Annotated in this window: 11 protein-coding genes; 7 read left to right on the top strand and 4 right to left on the bottom strand. The window is 51.8% G+C overall.

All coding sequences use genetic code 11. The features are described 5' to 3' along the window. Positions 1–96: 96 nt before the first annotated feature. The 7 genes from cmoM (at position 97) to OGY83_RS08360 (ending at position 10772) form a co-directional block, all read left to right on the top strand. Complete coding sequence (gene cmoM, locus OGY83_RS08390) at positions 97–900, top strand: tRNA uridine 5-oxyacetic acid(34) methyltransferase CmoM (RefSeq protein ID WP_079936781.1); 804 nt, start codon at positions 97–99, stop codon at positions 898–900. Further along, positions 893–2215, top strand: a complete 1323-nt coding sequence (gene mukF / locus OGY83_RS08385; protein ID WP_003836877.1) for a chromosome partition protein MukF — start codon at positions 893–895, stop codon at positions 2213–2215. The genes cmoM and mukF overlap by 8 nt, the downstream gene beginning before the upstream one ends. After that, positions 2196–2900: a chromosome partition protein MukE gene (mukE, locus tag OGY83_RS08380; protein ID WP_003035809.1), complete on the top strand. Its 705-nt coding sequence runs from the start codon at positions 2196–2198 to the stop codon at positions 2898–2900. Before mukF ends, mukE begins: the two co-directional genes overlap by 20 nt. After that, entirely contained in the window at positions 2900–7360 is a 4461-nt protein-coding gene (gene mukB / locus OGY83_RS08375; RefSeq protein ID WP_123268239.1) for a chromosome partition protein MukB, read from the top strand. Before mukE ends, mukB begins: the two co-directional genes overlap by 1 nt. A 258-nt stretch (positions 7361–7618) precedes the next feature. Continuing rightward, a complete protein-coding gene (gene ldtD / locus OGY83_RS08370; RefSeq protein ID WP_286635681.1) occupies positions 7619–9370 on the top strand; it encodes a L,D-transpeptidase in 1752 nt (583 codons plus the stop codon). A gap of 177 nt (positions 9371–9547) precedes the next feature. Continuing rightward, a complete protein-coding gene (mepK, locus tag OGY83_RS08365) occupies positions 9548–10096 on the top strand; it encodes a peptidoglycan L,D-endopeptidase MepK (RefSeq protein ID WP_003831948.1) in 549 nt (182 codons plus the stop codon). 28 nt (positions 10097–10124) lie between these two features. Then, positions 10125–10772, top strand: coding sequence for an MBL fold metallo-hydrolase (locus OGY83_RS08360; RefSeq protein WP_286635680.1), 648 nt, complete (start codon positions 10125–10127; stop codon positions 10770–10772). 53 nt (positions 10773–10825) lie between these two features. Here the strand turns inward: OGY83_RS08360 and aspC are convergent, their stop codons facing one another. From aspC to pncB, 4 genes are all read right to left on the bottom strand, one after another. Then, entirely contained in the window at positions 10826–12016 is a 1191-nt protein-coding gene (aspC, locus tag OGY83_RS08355; RefSeq protein WP_003831950.1) for an aspartate transaminase, read from the bottom strand. 184 nt (positions 12017–12200) lie between these two features. Further along, on the bottom strand, positions 12201–13289 hold the full coding sequence (gene ompF / locus OGY83_RS08350; RefSeq protein WP_003035828.1) for a porin OmpF: 1089 nt from the start codon (positions 13287–13289) through the stop codon (positions 12201–12203). Positions 13290–13889: 600 nt separating this feature from the next. Continuing rightward, positions 13890–15290: an asparagine--tRNA ligase gene (gene asnS, locus OGY83_RS08345; protein ID WP_218667520.1), complete on the bottom strand. Its 1401-nt coding sequence runs from the start codon at positions 15288–15290 to the stop codon at positions 13890–13892. A 167-nt stretch (positions 15291–15457) separates the two neighbouring features. Next, a complete protein-coding gene (pncB, locus tag OGY83_RS08340) occupies positions 15458–16660 on the bottom strand; it encodes a nicotinate phosphoribosyltransferase (RefSeq protein WP_194210977.1) in 1203 nt (400 codons plus the stop codon). Between the last annotated feature and the right edge of the window lie 249 nt (positions 16661–16909).

Genomic DNA, 16909 nt, shown 5'->3' with positions numbered 1-16909 from the left:
GCAGCGATATTACACCAGGAAGGTTCATTCTCGCCGCGGGTGTGACAAAATAGCGGTTTTACTTAGTCACCCTAAAGCCAGCATGTGGAGAGCCCGATGCGGGATCGCAATTTTGATGACATTGCAGAGAAGTTTTCCCGTAACATTTACGGCACCACCAAAGGCCAGCTCCGTCAGACGATCCTCTGGCAGGATCTGGACAAACTTCTTGCCGACTACGCGGGCCAAACGTTGCGTGTGCTTGATGCGGGTGGCGGAGAAGGGCAGACAGCCATTCTGATGGCGCAGCGAGGCCATCATGTTACCTTATGCGATCTTTCTGCTGAGATGGTGGCGCGAGCGCAACGGGCGGCAGAAGAGCAAGGTGTGAGCGACAACATGCATTTTATACATTGTGCCGCTCAGGATATCCCACAGCATTTGGATTCTCAGGTTGATCTGATATTGTTTCATGCTGTGCTGGAATGGGTGGCCGATCCGCAAGCTGTCTTAAAAACATTGTGGTCGATGTTACGCCCGGGCGGTGCTTTATCGCTGATGTTCTACAATGCAAACGGTCTGTTGATGCGTAATGTGTTGGTCGGTAATTTCGGCTATGTACAGCAGGGAATGTATAAAAAGAAACGGCGCACGTTGTCTCCCGATTTCCCGCGCGACCCTCAGCAGGTCTATGGCTGGCTGGAGGAGATTGGCTGGGAGATAACCGGTAAAACGGGCGTAAGGGTGTTTCATGATTATCTGCGTGATAAACAAAAACAGCATGACTGTTTTGATGATTTAACAGAAATAGAAACGCGCTATTGCCGCCAGGAACCGTTTATCAGCCTTGGGCGCTATATTCATGTCACCGCGATTAAACGTCCGGCCCGAGCCGCAGATGCAAGGATAACCTATGAGTGAATTTTCCCAGACAGTCCCCGAACTGGTTGCCTGGGCCAGAAAAAATGACTTCTCCATCTCTCTGCCGGTAGACAGACTTTCGTTCCTGCTGGCGGTCGCCACATTGAACGGTGAGCGACTTGACGGTGAGATGAGTGAAGGTGAACTGGTGGATGCGTTCCGCCATGTGAGTGATGCGTTTGAGCAAACCAGCGAAACCATCGGCGTCCGCGCCAACAACGCGATCAACGATATGGTGCGTCAACGTCTGCTGAACCGCTTTACCAGCGAGCAGGCTGAAGGCAACGCCATTTACCGTTTAACGCCGCTCGGGATTGGCATCACAGATTACTATATTCGTCAGCGCGAGTTCTCTACGTTGCGTCTTTCCATGCAATTGTCGATTGTTGCAGGCGAACTGAAGCGCGCGGCGGATGCGGCAGCGGAAGGTGGCGATGAGTTCCACTGGCATCGCAACGTCTATGCGCCATTGAAATACTCGGTGGCGGAGATTTTCGACAGTATCGATCTAACCCAGCGCATCATGGATGAACAGCAGCAGCAGGTAAAAGACGACATCGCACAGTTGCTAAACAAAGACTGGCGGGCGGCGATTTCCAGCTGTGAACTGCTGCTGTCTGAAACATCTGGTACGCTGCGTGAGCTGCAAGATACGCTGGAAGCGGCGGGGGATAAGCTGCAGGCTAACCTGTTACGCATCCAGGACGCCACGATGACGCATGACGATTTGCATTTTGTCGATCGGCTGGTGTTTGATTTACAAAGCAAGCTCGACCGCATTATTAGCTGGGGCCAGCAGTCCATTGACTTGTGGATCGGCTACGATCGTCACGTGCATAAATTTATCCGTACCGCGATCGATATGGATAAAAACCGCGTCTTCGCCCAGCGTCTGCGTCAGTCTGTGCAGACCTACTTTGACGACCCATGGGCGCTGACCTACGCCAACGCCGATCGTCTGCTGGATATGCGTGACGAGGAGATGGTGCTGCGTGACGAAGAGGTCACCGGTGAACTTCCGGAAGATCTGGAATATGAAGAATTTAACGAGATCCGTGAGCAGTTGGCGGCGATCATCGAAGAACAGCTGGCTATCTACAAATCCAGACAAACACCACTGGATCTCGGTTTGGTAGTGCGCGAGTATCTGGCGCAATACCCACGTGCGCGTCATTTCGACGTCGCGCGTATTGTTATCGATCAGGCGGTACGCCTTGGCGTAGCGCAAGCAGACTTCACCGGACTGCCAGCCAAATGGCAGCCGATTAATGATTACGGAGCCAAGGTACAGGCGCATGTCATTGACAAATATTGAACAAGTGATGCCGGTAAAGCTGGCGCAGGCGCTGGCGAATCCGTTATTTCCGGCGCTGGATAGTGCCTTACGTTCGGGTCGCCATATCGGTCTGGATGAACTGGATAATCATGCCTTCCTGATGGATTTTCAGGAATATTTTGAAGAATTTTACAGCCGCTATAACGTGGAATTGATCCGTGCGCCGGAAGGGTTCTTCTACCTTCGTCCGCGTTCAACGACGCTCATTCCGCGTTCGGTCCTGTCTGAACTGGACATGATGGTGGGTAAAATTCTTTGCTATCTCTATCTCAGCCCGGAACGCCTGGCGAACGAAGGGATTTTTACCCAGCAAGAACTGTACGACGAGCTGCTAACGCTGGCAGACGAAGCGAAGTTACTGAAGCTGGTGAACAATCGTTCAACCGGTTCTGACGTTGACCGCCAAAAGCTACAGGAAAAAGTGCGTTCTTCGCTCAACCGCTTGCGCCGCTTAGGCATGGTGTGGTTTCTGGGACACGACAGCAGCAAATTCCGTATTACGGAATCTGTCTTCCGCTTTGGCGCGGATGTGCGTAGCGGCGACGATCCGCGTGAAGCACAGCGTCGCTTAATTCGTGATGGTGAAGCGATGGCGGTCGAGAACCGTCTGCAGCTCAACGATGAGCCCGAAGAGAATCAGCCGGACAGTGGAGAAGAAGAATAATGATTGAACGCGGTAAATTTCGCTCACTTACGCTGATTAACTGGAATGGTTTTTTTGCCCGTACGTTTGATCTCGATGAGCTGGTCACCACGCTGTCCGGTGGTAACGGTGCGGGTAAATCCACCACCATGGCGGCTTTTGTTACGGCGCTCATTCCGGACTTAACCCTGCTGCATTTCCGTAACACCACCGAAGCCGGTGCAACCAGTGGTTCACGCGATAAAGGCCTGCACGGTAAGCTGAAAGCAGGGGTTTGTTATTCAATGCTCGACGTCCTCAACTCGCGTCATCAGCGCGTGGTCGTGGGTGTGCGTCTGCAACAGGTTGCCGGTCGCGATCGCAAAGTGGATATCAAACCGTTTGCCATTCAGGGGTTGCCGATGTCGGTACAGCCAACCCAACTGGTGACGGAAACGCTGAACGAACGCCAGGCGCGCGTACTGTCTCTACCTGAGCTGAAAGAGAAGCTTGATGAGATGGAAGGCGTGCAGTTTAAGCAGTTCAACTCAATAACCGATTATCACTCGCTGATGTTCGATCTGGGCATCATTGCCCGTCGTCTGCGCTCCGCGTCTGATCGTAGTAAATTCTACCGTCTGATTGAAGCCTCGCTGTACGGCGGGATCTCCAGCGCCATTACCCGTTCACTGCGTGACTACCTGCTGCCGGAAAACAGCGGCGTACGTAAAGCGTTCCAGGATATGGAAGCCGCGCTGCGTGAAAACCGTATGACGCTGGAAGCGATTCGCGTAACCCAGTCTGACCGCGACCTGTTTAAGCATTTAATCAGCGAAGCGACCAACTATGTGGCCGCGGATTATATGCGCCACGCCAACGAACGTCGTATCCATCTGGATAAAGCACTGGAATATCGTCGTGAACTGTATACCTCTCGCAAGCAACTGGCGGCAGAGCAGTACAAACACGTGGATATGGCGCGTGAACTGGGTGAGCACAACGGTGCGGAAGGCGATCTGGAAGCTGATTACCAGGCCGCAAGCGATCACCTGAATCTGGTGCAAACCGCACTGCGTCAGCAGGAAAAAATTGAACGCTACGAGGCGGATCTCGAAGAACTGCAGGTCCGTCTTGAAGAACAAAATGAGGTGGTCGCGGAAGCCGTTGACCGCCAGGATGAAAACGAAGCCCGTGCGGAAGCCGCTGAGCTGGAAGTGGATGAGCTGAAAAGTCAGCTTGCCGATTACCAGCAGGCGCTCGACGTCCAGCAGACGCGAGCCATCCAGTATACCCAGGCAATCCAGGCCCTAAATCGGGCGAAAGAGCTTTGCCACTTACCGGATCTGACAGCCGACAGCGCCGCCGAATGGCTGGAGACTTTCCAGGCCAAAGAGCAGGAAGCTACTGAAAAGCTGCTGACGCTGGAACAAAAAATGAGCGTGGCGCAAACCGCGCATAGCCAGTTCGAACAGGCTTATCAGCTGGTGGCGGCGATCAACGGCCCGCTGGCGCGTGGTGAAGCCTGGAGCGTAGCGCGTGAGCTGCTGCGCGAAGGCGTTGAACAGCGCCACCTGGCGGAACAGGTTCAGCCGTTGCGTATGCGACTGAGCGAACTGGAGCAGCGTCTGCGCGAACAGCAGGACGCCGAGCGTCTGCTGGCCGAATTCTGCAAGCGTCAGGGTAAACAGTTCGATATCGATGAGCTGGAAGCGCTGCACCAGGAGCTGGAAGCGCGCATCGCCGCCTTGTCGGACAGCGTTTCGTCTGCCAGCGAACAGCGTATGACGCTGCGTCAGGAACAGGAACAACTGCAATCCCGTATTCAGCATTTGATGAAACGGGCACCTGTCTGGCTGGCCGCGCAAAATAGTCTGAACCAGCTTAGCGAGCAGTGTGGTGAAGAATTTACTTCAAGCCAGGATGTAACCGAGTATCTGCAACAACTGCTGGAGCGCGAGCGTGAAGCCATTGTTGAGCGTGATGAAGTCGGCGCACGTAAGAATGCGGTTGATGAAGAGATTGAACGTCTAAGTCAGCCGGGCGGGGCCGAAGATCAGCGTCTGAACGCGCTGGCGGAACGCTTCGGCGGCGTGCTGCTGTCAGAAATTTATGATGACGTTAGCCTTGAAGATGCGCCGTATTTCTCTGCGTTGTACGGCCCTTCGCGTCATGCCATCGTAGTGCCGGATCTGTCGCTGATTACCGAACAGCTTGAAGGGCTGACGGATTGCCCGGAAGATCTCTATTTCATCGAAGGGGATCCGCAGTCGTTTGATGACAGCGTCTTCAGCGTTGATGAACTGGAAAATGCGGTGGTGGTGAAAACTGCCGAGCGTCAGTGGCGTTATTCCCGCTTCCCGACGGTGCCGATTTTTGGTCGTGCAGCGCGCGAAAGCCGTATAGAAACCCTGCATGCCGAGCGTGAAGGGCTGTCTGAACGTTTCGCAACGCTCTCCTTTGACGTCCAGAAAACCCAACGTCTGCATCAGGCGTTCAGCCGCTTTATCGGCAGCCATCTGTCGGTGGCGTTTGAAGCCGATCCAGAAGCGGAAATTCGCCAACTGAATAGCCGCCGCGTTGAACTGGAGCGTGCGCTGACCAATCATGAAAATGATAACCAGCAAAGCCGTATGCAGTTTGAACAGGCGAAAGAGGGCGTCTCTGCGCTGAACCGCCTGCTGCCGCGCTTGAATCTGCTGGCAGATGATACGCTGGCCGATCGCGTAGACGAAATTCGCGAGCGTCTGGATGAAGCTCAGGAAGCCGCGCGTTTTGTACAGCAACATGGCAATCAGTTGGCGAAACTGGAACCTATCGTTTCGGTTCTGCAAAATGACCCTGAGCAGTTTGAACAGCTGAAGGAAGACTATACGTATTCCCAGCAGATGCAGCGGGACGCACGTCAGCAGGCTTTTGCGCTGACCGAAGTCGTACAGCGTCGGGCGCACTTTAGTTATTCCGACTCAGCTGAAATGCTGAGCGGCAACAGCGATCTGAACGAAAAATTGCGTGAACGCCTGGAACAGGCGGAAGCCGAACGTACCCGCGCTCGTGAAGCGCTGCGCAGCCACGCCGCACAGTTAAGCCAGTACAACCAGGTCATGGCATCGCTAAAAAGCTCTTATGACACCAAAAAAGAGCTGCTGAACGATTTACAACGTGAACTGCAGGATATTGGCGTTCGTGCGGACAGCGGTGCCGAAGAGCGCGCGCGTATCCGTCGTGACGAACTGCATGCGCAGCTCAGCAACAACCGTGCACGCCGCAACCAACTTGAGAAAGCACTGACCTTCTGCGAAGCGGAGATGGAAAACTTGACCCGCAGACTGCGCAAGCTGGAACGTGACTATCATGAAATGCGCGAGCAGGTAGTCACCGCTAAAGCTGGCTGGTGTGCAGTCATGCGGATGGTGAAAGATAACGGTGTGGAACGTCGTCTGCACCGCCGCGAGTTGGCCTATCTTTCCGGTGACGAACTGCGTTCGATGTCGGATAAGGCGCTCGGTGCGCTACGTCTGGCGGTTGCGGATAACGAGCATTTGCGCGATGTGTTGCGCCTGTCTGAAGATCCAAAACGTCCAGAGCGCAAAATTCAGTTCTTCGTCGCGGTTTACCAGCATCTGCGTGAACGTATTCGTCAGGATATTATTCGCACCGACGATCCGGTTGAAGCCATCGAACAGATGGAGATTGAGCTGAGCCGTCTGACGGAAGAGTTAACCTCTCGTGAACAGAAGCTGGCGATCAGCTCACGCAGCGTGGCGAACATTATTCGTAAGACCATTCAACGCGAACAGAACCGTATTCGCATGTTGAACCAGGGTCTGCAAAGCGTGTCGTTTGGTCAGGTCAACAGCGTTCGCCTGAACGTCAATGTGCGTGAAACGCATGCTACCTTACTGGACGTACTTTCAGAGCAGCATGAACAGCATCAGGATCTGTTTAACAGCAATCGCCTGACCTTCTCAGAAGCGCTGGCGAAGCTGTATCAGCGTCTGAATCCGCAGATAGACATGGGGCAACGCACGCCGCAAACCATTGGTGAAGAGCTGCTGGATTATCGTAACTATCTGGAAATGGAAGTTGAGGTTAACCGTGGCTCTGACGGCTGGCTGCGTGCTGAGTCTGGCGCGTTGTCAACGGGGGAAGCGATCGGGACCGGGATGTCTATTCTGGTGATGGTGGTGCAAAGCTGGGAAGATGAAGGCCGCAGATTGCGCGGGAAAGATATCTCGCCTTGCCGCCTGCTGTTCCTTGATGAGGCTGCACGACTCGATGCGCGTTCTATTGCGACCCTGTTTGAGCTGTGTGAGCGTTTGCAGATGCAACTGATTATCGCTGCGCCGGAAAACATCAGCCCAGAGAAAGGCACTACCTACAAACTGGTGCGTAAAGTCTTCCAGAACACCGAGCACGTTCACGTGGTGGGGCTGCGCGGGTTTGCGCCTCAGTTACCGGAACCGCTGCCGGGGACTGAAGATGCCTCCTCGCAGGCAAGTTAAGCAAAAAGGCGGCTATATGGCCGCCTTATTTTTTTCCGAAAAGACTTCATGCCTGGTGTAATTTCTTTAGACTTCTTTACATTAGGTTAGGCAAAAACTTTTTGATGTTTATATACTAAAGGTAAGCCCAACGCGTCACGGGCTTGCTCGTCATACTTCAGTTTGTATTGGCGTTTTACAGGTCTGTCCCCGCCAAATAAAGGGGAACACAGGCGGCCTGGCTATTCAGAGTATGATAAAGAAAACAGGGGGCAAGGGATGTTGCTTAATAAAATGTGTGGTCGTCGGCTGTCGGCAATCAGTTTGTGCCTGGCCGTAACATTCGCTCCACTGTTCAATGCGCAGGCCGATGAGCCTGAAATGATCCCTGGCGATAGCTCTGCGACCGTCAGTGAACAGCCAACAGCGTTATCGCAGCCGCAGGTTCAATCTTCTGCGACGGCTATCATGGCGGGTATTCAACCGCTGCCAGAAGGCGTGTCTGTTGATAAAGCCCGCGCCGAAATACACTCTCAACTGCCAGCAGGCTATACGCCGGTTTACATGAGCCAGTTGGAACTGCTGTATGCCGCACGCGAAATGAAGCCGATGTGGGAAAATCGTGATGCGGTAAAGGCCTTTCAGCAACAGTTAGCCGAGGTAGCGATTGCCGGCTTTCAGCCGCAGTTTACTACCTGGGTTGCACTTCTGACCGATCCGGCAGTAACCGGTCAGGCGAGAGACATCGTGCTCTCTGATGCGATGATGGGGTATCTGCACTTTATCGCTAACATCCCTGTCAAAGGTAATCGCTGGCTCTACAGCGATAAGCCCTATGCGCTGACGACACCGCCGATTTCCGTCATCAACCAGTGGCAGGTCGCACTGGATAACGGTCAACTAACTTCGTTTGTTGCCAACCTGGCACCTCAGCATCCGCAGTATGCAGCCATGCATGAATCGCTGCTCAAGCTGGTGGGTGATACACGTCCCTGGCCGCAGCTCACCAGTACAGCAACGCTACGTCCAGGGGAGTGGAGTAATGACATCCCCGCGCTGCGTGAAATTTTGCGCCGAACCGGGATGCTGGAGCCTGCTGTCAGTACGTCTGGCAAAGAAGGTCGTGGCACCTACGATCGTGAACTGGTTGATGCAGTAAAGCGTTTTCAGACGTGGCAGGGACTTGGCGCAGATGGCGCGATTGGCCCAGCGACGCGTGACTGGCTGAACGTGACGCCTGCTCAGCGTGCGGGCGTGCTGGCGTTAAATATTCAGCGCTTACGCCTGCTGCCGAGTGAGCTGTCTACCGGTATCATGGTGAATATTCCTGCCTATTCGCTGGTTTATTATCAGAATGGCAATCAGGTGCTGGCCTCGCGCGTTATTGTCGGGCGTCCAGATCGCAAAACGCCAATGATGAGCAGTGCGCTGAATAACGTGGTTGTTAACCCGCCGTGGAACGTGCCGCCGACGCTGGCACGTAAAGATATTCTGCCTAAGTTATGGAATGATCCGGGATATCTTGAACGTCACGGTTATACCGTAATGCGCGGCTGGAACAGTAAAGAGACGATAGATCCGTGGCAGGTTGACTGGGCCACCATCACTGCGTCCAATCTGCCGTTCCGCTTTCAGCAGGCTCCGGGTGCACGTAACTCGCTCGGACGCTATAAATTCAATATGCCCAGTTCGGACGCTATTTATCTGCACGATACGCCGAACCACAATCTGTTCCAGAAAGATACGCGGGCGTTAAGCTCCGGATGCGTGCGTGTGAACAAAGCATCTGAGCTGGCGAATATGCTGCTACAGGATGCGGGTTGGAATGATACACGCATCTCGGATGCCCTGAAGCAAGGGGATACGCGGTATGTGAATATTCGCCAGAATATTCCGGTCAACCTCTACTATCTGACCGCATTTGTCGGCCCGGATGGTCGCACGCAGTATCGTACAGATATTTACAATTACGATCTGACAGCGCGATCCAGCGCACAAATTGTGTCAAAAGCCGAGCAATTAATCAGATAAATGAAGCAGTTCGAGGAAAATGATTGTCGTAAGTTATGCTGGAAACGGGGCGAAATGGCTACAAGCCCCGTATTTCCTGGGGTTGGGAGCCTTGACGTGGACTACTTAGCCAGATAAGGTTTCCCGCGTGCGCTAGAGCATACATACGATAACATTGACCTTGTAGACCTTAATACCATGGACAAATTTGACGCTAATCGCCGCAAACTGCTGGCGCTTGGTGGTATTGCCCTCGGCGCTGCCATCTTGCCTACGCCTGCGTTTGCAACACTCTCTACCCCACGTCCGCGTATATTGACTCTGAATAACCTGCATACCGGTGAGTCAATAAAAGCAGAGTTTTTTGATGGCAGGGGCTATATTCAGGACGAATTAGCAAAACTTAACCACTTTTTCCGTGATTTTCGGGCCAATAAAGTGAAATCCATTGACCCGGGACTGTTTGATCAACTCTTCCGTCTGCAGGGCCTGCTGGGCACGCGTAAACCCGTACAGCTGATCTCAGGCTATCGCTCTATCGATACCAATAATGAACTCCGTGCACGTAGCCGTGGTGTGGCCAAGAAAAGCTACCACACTAAAGGTCAGGCCATGGATTTCCATATTGAAGGCATCGCATTAAGTAATATTCGCAAAGCTGCGTTATCTATGCGCGCAGGTGGTGTAGGATACTACCCCAGCAGTAACTTTGTGCATATTGACACCGGCCCTGCACGGCACTGGTGATCCATAAGCTTAATGAAACAGGAGCTGTATGAACTATCGTATTATTCCGGTCACTGCATTCGCCCAGAACTGCTCGCTAATCTGGTGTGAGCAGACTCGTCTGGCCGCGTTGGTCGATCCCGGCGGCGATGCCGAGAAAATCAAACAGGAAGTGGATGCCAGCGGTCTGACGCTAATGCAGATCCTGCTTACTCACGGTCATCTTGACCATGTTGGAGCGGCGGCTGAACTGGCACAGCATTATGGTGTACCGGTTATTGGCCCGGAAAAAGAAGATGAGTTCTGGTTACAGGGACTCCCTGCTCAGAGCCGCATGTTTGGCCTCGGAGATTGTGAGCCGCTGACGCCCGATCGCTGGTTGAACGAAGGTGATCGGGTCAGCGTTGGCAACGTGACGTTACAGGTGCTGCATTGTCCGGGCCACACACCGGGACATGTGGTTTTCTTTGATGAGCAATCAAAGTTACTGATTTCTGGTGACGTGATTTTCAAAGGCGGCGTAGGGCGCAGCGATTTTCCGCGCGGAGATCACAGCCAACTGATCGATTCGATTAAATGTAAACTGTTGCCGCTGGGCGATGACGTGACGTTTATTCCAGGTCACGGCCCACTTTCTACGCTGGGTAATGAACGGCTACATAACCCGTTCCTGCAGGATGAAATGCCTGTCTGGTAATTCGTTTAATAAATAAAAAGGCCGCGTTTGCGGCCTTTTTTGTGCACGATAGATTACAGTACCGCAACAATCGCTTCGCACAGCGGCGCCATGTTATCTGGCGTCATTCCAGCTACGTTTACACGTCCGGAAGCGACAGCGTAGACACCAAACTCTTCACGCAGACGCAGAACCTGTTCTTTTGTCAGGCCGCTAAACGAGAACATGCCGTTCTGTTTGATGATAAAGCTGAAGTCGCGGTTTGCACCTTTCTCTTGCAACGTATTCACGAACAGTAAACGCATGCGCTGAATGCGTTGGCGCATATCAGTCAGTTCCTGTTCCCAGATGGCACGCAGTGCGTCGTTGCTTAGAATCGTGGCCACTACGGATGCACCGTGTGCTGGTGGGTTGGAATAGTTAGCGCGAATGGCTGATTTCATCTGGCTGAACGCACGGTCAACGGTTTCCGCATCGGCAGCAACCAGCGTACAGGCGCCTACACGCTCATTGTACAGTCCAAAGTTCTTGGAGTAGGAGCTGGCGACGATCAGCTCTTTGTGCAGCGCCGCAAATGCGCGCAGACCTTCTGCATCTTCTTCCAGGCCACGGGCAAAGCCCTGGTATGCGAAGTCGAACAGCGGTAACCAACCTTTTTCGACAGACATCTGAGCCAGCGTTTGCCACTGTTCCAGCGTAGGATCGATGCCGGTAGGGTTATGGCAGCAGCCGTGGAATAGCACCACGTCGCCAGCCTGCGCTTCGCTGAGGCTTGCCAGCAGCGCATCAAAATCTAATGAGTGGTTTGCTGCATCGTAATAGTTGTATTCACAAACTTCCAGGCCTGCAGAGTTAAAGACGCTCTTATGGTTCGGCCAGCTTGGATTGCTCACCCATACGCGTTTAGCCGACGTATTTTTTGCCAGGAAATCAGCTGCCACGCGCAGTGCACCAGTGCCGCCAGGGGTCTGTGCTGTACGTGCACGCTTATCGTTGATCAGCGAACTTTCTTTACCAAACAGTAATTCCTGAGTGCAGCGACCAAACTCTGGAATACCGTCAATGCCAAGGTAATTTTTGGTGGTTTCATTTTCCAGTATATATTGCTCGGCTTTTTTAACGCTGGTCAGCACCGGCGTTTTGCCTGTCTCATCTTTATATACACCGATCCCGAGGTTTATTTTTCCAGGGCGGTCATCGGCACGAAACAAATCAGCCAGACCCAAAATGGGGTCGGCAGGAGCGGCGGTAATGTTCTCAAACATGACGAGGTTCCATAGTGATTACAGAAGGGAAGTCCGCTATCAGGTTAACGGTAGATTTACAAAATGCCAACCGTTACTGACGAAAAGCTGAGGTGTTTTTTTAAGACGCAAGAATTCGCTAGCAGATATAAAAAAACAGGACCGAAGTCCTGTTTTATAGGCATTTAACAAAGAGGTTCTGCTATTAGAACTGGTAAACGATACCGAGTGCTACGGTGTCGTCAGAGTTCACACCCAGTTTGTTGTCAGAATCGATCTGGTTGATCTGGTAGTCAACATAGGTGGACATGTTTTTGTTGAAGTAGTAGGTTGCGCCCACTTCAATGTAGTTCACCAGATCTTCGTTGCCTACACCTTCTACGTCTTTCGCTTTAGATTTGTTGTAGGAGATGGACGGGCGCAGACCGAAATCGAACTGGTACTGAGCGACAACAAAGAAATCTTGCGTTTTGTTGGCGAAGCCGCTGGTGGTCACGCCATTCTGGGTAGTAGAGAGGCGGGTTGCGTTACGGGTTTCACCGTAGTTCGCTGCCAGGTAGATGTTGTTAGCATCATACTTCAGGCCGGTTGCCCACTGCTCAGCTTTTTTGCCGCCGTTAGCGTAGAAAGAGTTTTCCTGCGCGTTGGTACGGTCAGCTGCACCGTAAGCACCAACGATACCGAAGCCATCCATTTCGTAGCTTACAGAACCGCCAACGCCGTCGCCGTTAGAACGACCGGTATTGCCATCACGCTCGTTTTTACCCAGATACTGGATACCGAAGTTCAGGCCGTCAACCAGACCGAAGAAGTTAGAGTTACGGTAGGTCGCAACACCACCCACACGGCCAACGAAGAAGTTGTCGCTGTACGCGGTATCACCACCAAATTCTGGCAGCATATCGGTGTAACCCAGGGCATCGTAAACGATACCGTAGTTACGACCGTAGTCGAAAGAGCCCAGATCGGCATATTTCAGACCAGCAAATGCCAGACGGGTTTTGTTACCGTTCTGAGCGTCGCTGCCACCTTCTGAGTTGTTACCGGCAAAGTTGTATTCCCACTGACCGTAACCGGACAGATCGGAATTAATCTGAGTTTCCCCTTTGAAACCAAGACGGGCATAAGTCTGATCGCCATCGTTGCCAGCGTTATCAGAAAAATAGTGCAGACCTACGGTTTTACCGTATACATCCAGCTTGTTGCCATCTTTGTTATAAACTTCTGCAGCGTTAGCTGCCCCGGCTACCAGCAGAGCAGGGATAACCACTGCCAGAATATTGCGCTTCATCATTATTTATTACCCTCATCGGTTTTTATATGACACCTGCCACTGCCGCCAATAAATTCCGTCAATGAAAATTTACGGAACTATTGATGAGAGTTTGGTGTCTTTATGTGTCTGACAGGCATCTTTCCATTCAAACTACCGTTTCGCTACCGTCAAAGTGCTACAAATATAAAGATTTAGTTTCAAAAAGAAAAAATGTGTAACAAAATATTATTTTTGTGCAACTTTGTGAACGGCGTCAAACTTCGGATACCCCTGCGCTGAAAATTCTCGTTTTTATTTCTATTTATATGATTTTCTTATATTTAATTTTGCTAAGGTTATTTTTTGTCCGTTATGCCGGAAAGTTCGGCTTTTACAGATAACGATTTTTGGACGTCTGGAATGCCGTGTGAAAGGTTAAAAAATGTACTATTTAATCAGAAAATGCTAATCCACAATAAAATTGCTGATTATTTTTTGTTCAAATGTGTTGCGATGAAATATTACGTAACAGGTAGAGGGAATTGAAAGGTTGTGTTTAACGTGAGATGGGTATCCAGATAACATGAAAAGGGTATAAAAAAGGCCAGCAATGCTGGCCTTTGAAACAATAACGCACGTTTAGAAGGTGGCGTTACGCGGAGTACGCGGGAACGGAATAACATCACGGACGTTCTGCACGCCGGTGACGTAAGCGATCAGACGCTCGAAGCCCAATCCAAAGCCGGAATGCGGAACGGTACCGTAGCGACGCAGGTCGCGATACCACCAGTAATCCTCTTTGTTCAGACCCATTTCCAGCATACGGGCATCCAGCACGTCCAGACGCTCTTCACGCTGAGAACCACCGATGATTTCACCAATTCCTGGAGCGAGTACGTCCATTGCAGCAACGGTTTTACCGTCTTCGTTAAGGCGCATATAAAACGCTTTGATGTCTTTCGGGTAGTTTTTCACCACCACCGGCGCTTTAAAGTGCTCTTCGGCAAGGTAACGTTCATGCTCAGAAGACAGATCCACACCCCAGTAAACCGGGTTTTCGAACTGTTTGCCGCATTTTTCCAGAATGCTTACCGCGTCGGTGTAATCCACCTGCGCGAAGTCAGCGTCAATGAAACGTTCCAGGCGTGAAATCGCGTCCTTGTCGACACGTTCAGCAAAGAATTTCATATCATCCGCACGCTCTGCCAGAACGGCTTTAAACGCGTACTTCAGCATCGCTTCAGCCAGGCCTGCAATATCGTTCAGGTCAGCAAAAGCCACTTCTGGTTCCAGCATCCAGAACTCTGCCAGGTGACGACTGGTGTTAGAGTTTTCTGCACGGAACGTCGGGCCAAAAGTATAAATTTTGGACAGGGCGCAGGCGTAGGTTTCACCGTTCAGCTGACCGGAAACGGTCAGGAAGGCCTCTTTACCAAAGAAGTCTTTGTCGAAATCGACTTTGCCCTGATCGTTACGCGGCAGGTTTTCCAGATCCAGCGTAGAAACACGGAACATTTCACCGGCACCTTCCGTATCGGAAGCGGTAATCAGCGGCGTTGATACCCAAAAGAAACCCTGCTCGTGGAAGAAACGATGCAGAGCTTGCGCCAGCGTGTGACGTACACGCGCCACCGCACCAATCATATTGGTACGCGGACGCATGTGCGCTACTTCACGCAGATACTCAATGCTGTGACGCTTGGCTGCCATTGGGTAAGTGTCAGGATCTTCGACCCAGCCGGTGACTTCAACCTCAGTGGCCTGAATTTCAAAGCTCTGTCCTTGTCCAGGTGATGCAACGACTTTACCCGTTACGATAACTGAACAACCCGTCGTCAGGCGCAGTACGTCCTGATTGTAATTGGGCAGAGAATTATTGATGACGGCCTGTACAGGATCAAAGCAGGAACCGTCATAAACGGCGAGGAAGGAGATGCCAGCTTTTGAATCTCGGCGGGTACGCACCCATCCGCGCACGGTGACTTCGCTGTCAACGGCTACGCGGCCCTGGAGTACGTCGGCTACAGGCACAACGCTCATAATATTCTCTCTGTTAATAGTCGGATATATAAACACATGTCCACCCATAATGGGGGGGATACCTATGTTACCTGGCATCTGCAATCAGACAAGCAGAATTCGTAGCTGGAGTGAAAGATTTCGGAAATAAACGTGAATAAGGGAGCCAAAATGGCTCCCTGGAAGGATTAACTGGCTTTTTTAATATGCGGGAGATCGAAGGCTTTGCGCAGTGCACGAACAAATGCTTTATCGTGGCAGATGGTTTTACCCGGGCTGTCAGATAACTTCGCCACCGGTTTGCCGTTACATTCCACCAGCTTAATAACGATATTGAGCGGCTTAACCTGCGGAATGTCGCATGTTAGCCGTGTCCCAATACCAAAACTCAACTGTACGCGGGAAGAGAAGTGGCGGTAGAGTTCAATCGCTTTTTTCAGATCGAGGTTATCTGAGAAGACCAGCGTTTTGCTCAGCGGATCAATACCCAGTTTTTCATAATGGGCGATGGCTTTTTCACCCCATTCCACCGGATCGCCTGAGTCATGGCGTAGACCCTGATAGCGGGTCGCAAACTCAACGCCAAAGTCGCGTAAAAACGCGTCCATGGTGATGCAATCGGTCAATGCAATGCCGAGTTGGTCAGGGTATTCATTTAACCAGGCGGCCAGGGCTACGCGCTGGCTGGTGGCAAGTTCAGGACTGATTTGCTGATGAGCCTGGAACCACTCATGCGCCTGCGTACCCATTGGGGTTAATGACAGGCGGCGGGCCAGATCGTAGTTACTGGTGCCGACAAACCAGGGCTCTTGCTGCAGGCGTTTAACGATAGCCTGCTGTACTTCGCGCGAAAAACGACGACGCGTACCGAAATCCATCAAATGGAAGCGGGACATATCGACATCTTTCGTTAAAGCAGAGAATTCTACTAGTTTGCTTTCCAGCTCATCGAGTGCCTGCGGGACGCCTGATTCAGGTGAACGGTAACGGTGTACCAGTTCGCTAATCACCGCTAACAGCGGGACTTCCCACATGATCACTTCACGCCACGGACCGGTTAAGCGGATGTTTAGCTTACCGTTATCATTGGTGACGCAAACCTGTTCCGGGTTATAGCGGAAATCACGTAACCAGGCGAGGTAATCAGCTTTAAAGAAAGGCAGGCCGGAGAGCCACTGGTACTCATCCTCCTGCAGTCGCAGGTGCTGCATAGCATTCACCTGCTCACGAATAGAATCGGCATAAATACCGAGCAGGTCATCGCCACGGCAACGAAATTCAGCCGCTACTTGTACATCATAGTAGTGGTGAAAAACGGCTTGCTGCATATGCAACTTATAAGCGTCTGTATCCAGCAGCGAGTGCAGAACAGGAGAAGCGAATTGTGTCATAGGTGCGCAGTAGCATCCTCTCACGGGAGCGTTTAGTACAATAAACAACTAAGAAAACCGCTGGAGTATACCCTGTTTAGCGATTTATTGAACCCCGATCACACCATAAGCTCTCTTTCTGGTCGAGGGCAATTCGTGCCACGTGTTATGAAAATGTAGCAAAAAGGGTGTTTGTGCCTGAAAAGATGAACATTCTGCGTAGCGCGATTTACGCAACAGGAATAGACTGAAGCCGAGACTCTATTAAAG

It is taken from the genome of Citrobacter sp. Cpo090 (genome assembly GCF_030332665.1).
GTDB classification, from domain to species: Bacteria; Pseudomonadota; Gammaproteobacteria; order Enterobacterales; family Enterobacteriaceae; genus Citrobacter; species Citrobacter portucalensis.
This window is presented reverse-complemented; position numbering and strand designations above follow the sequence as displayed.

Coding starts and splice junctions, on each gene's coding strand:
- mukB (WP_123268239.1), top strand. CDS start 2,900: ATGATTGAACGCGGTAAATTTCGCTCACTTACGCTGATTAACTGGAAT.
- mukE (WP_003035809.1), top strand. CDS start 2,196: ATGTCATTGACAAATATTGAACAAGTGATGCCGGTAAAGCTGGCGCAG.
- pncB (WP_194210977.1), bottom strand. CDS start 16,660: ATGACACAATTCGCTTCTCCTGTTCTGCACTCGCTGCTGGATACAGAC.
- cmoM (WP_079936781.1), top strand. CDS start 97: ATGCGGGATCGCAATTTTGATGACATTGCAGAGAAGTTTTCCCGTAAC.
- mepK (WP_003831948.1), top strand. CDS start 9,548: ATGGACAAATTTGACGCTAATCGCCGCAAACTGCTGGCGCTTGGTGGT.
- asnS (WP_218667520.1), bottom strand. CDS start 15,290: ATGAGCGTTGTGCCTGTAGCCGACGTACTCCAGGGCCGCGTAGCCGTT.
- aspC (WP_003831950.1), bottom strand. CDS start 12,016: ATGTTTGAGAACATTACCGCCGCTCCTGCCGACCCCATTTTGGGTCTG.
- mukF (WP_003836877.1), top strand. CDS start 893: ATGAGTGAATTTTCCCAGACAGTCCCCGAACTGGTTGCCTGGGCCAGA.
- ompF (WP_003035828.1), bottom strand. CDS start 13,289: ATGATGAAGCGCAATATTCTGGCAGTGGTTATCCCTGCTCTGCTGGTA.
- ldtD (WP_286635681.1), top strand. CDS start 7,619: ATGTTGCTTAATAAAATGTGTGGTCGTCGGCTGTCGGCAATCAGTTTG.
- OGY83_RS08360 (WP_286635680.1), top strand. CDS start 10,125: ATGAACTATCGTATTATTCCGGTCACTGCATTCGCCCAGAACTGCTCG.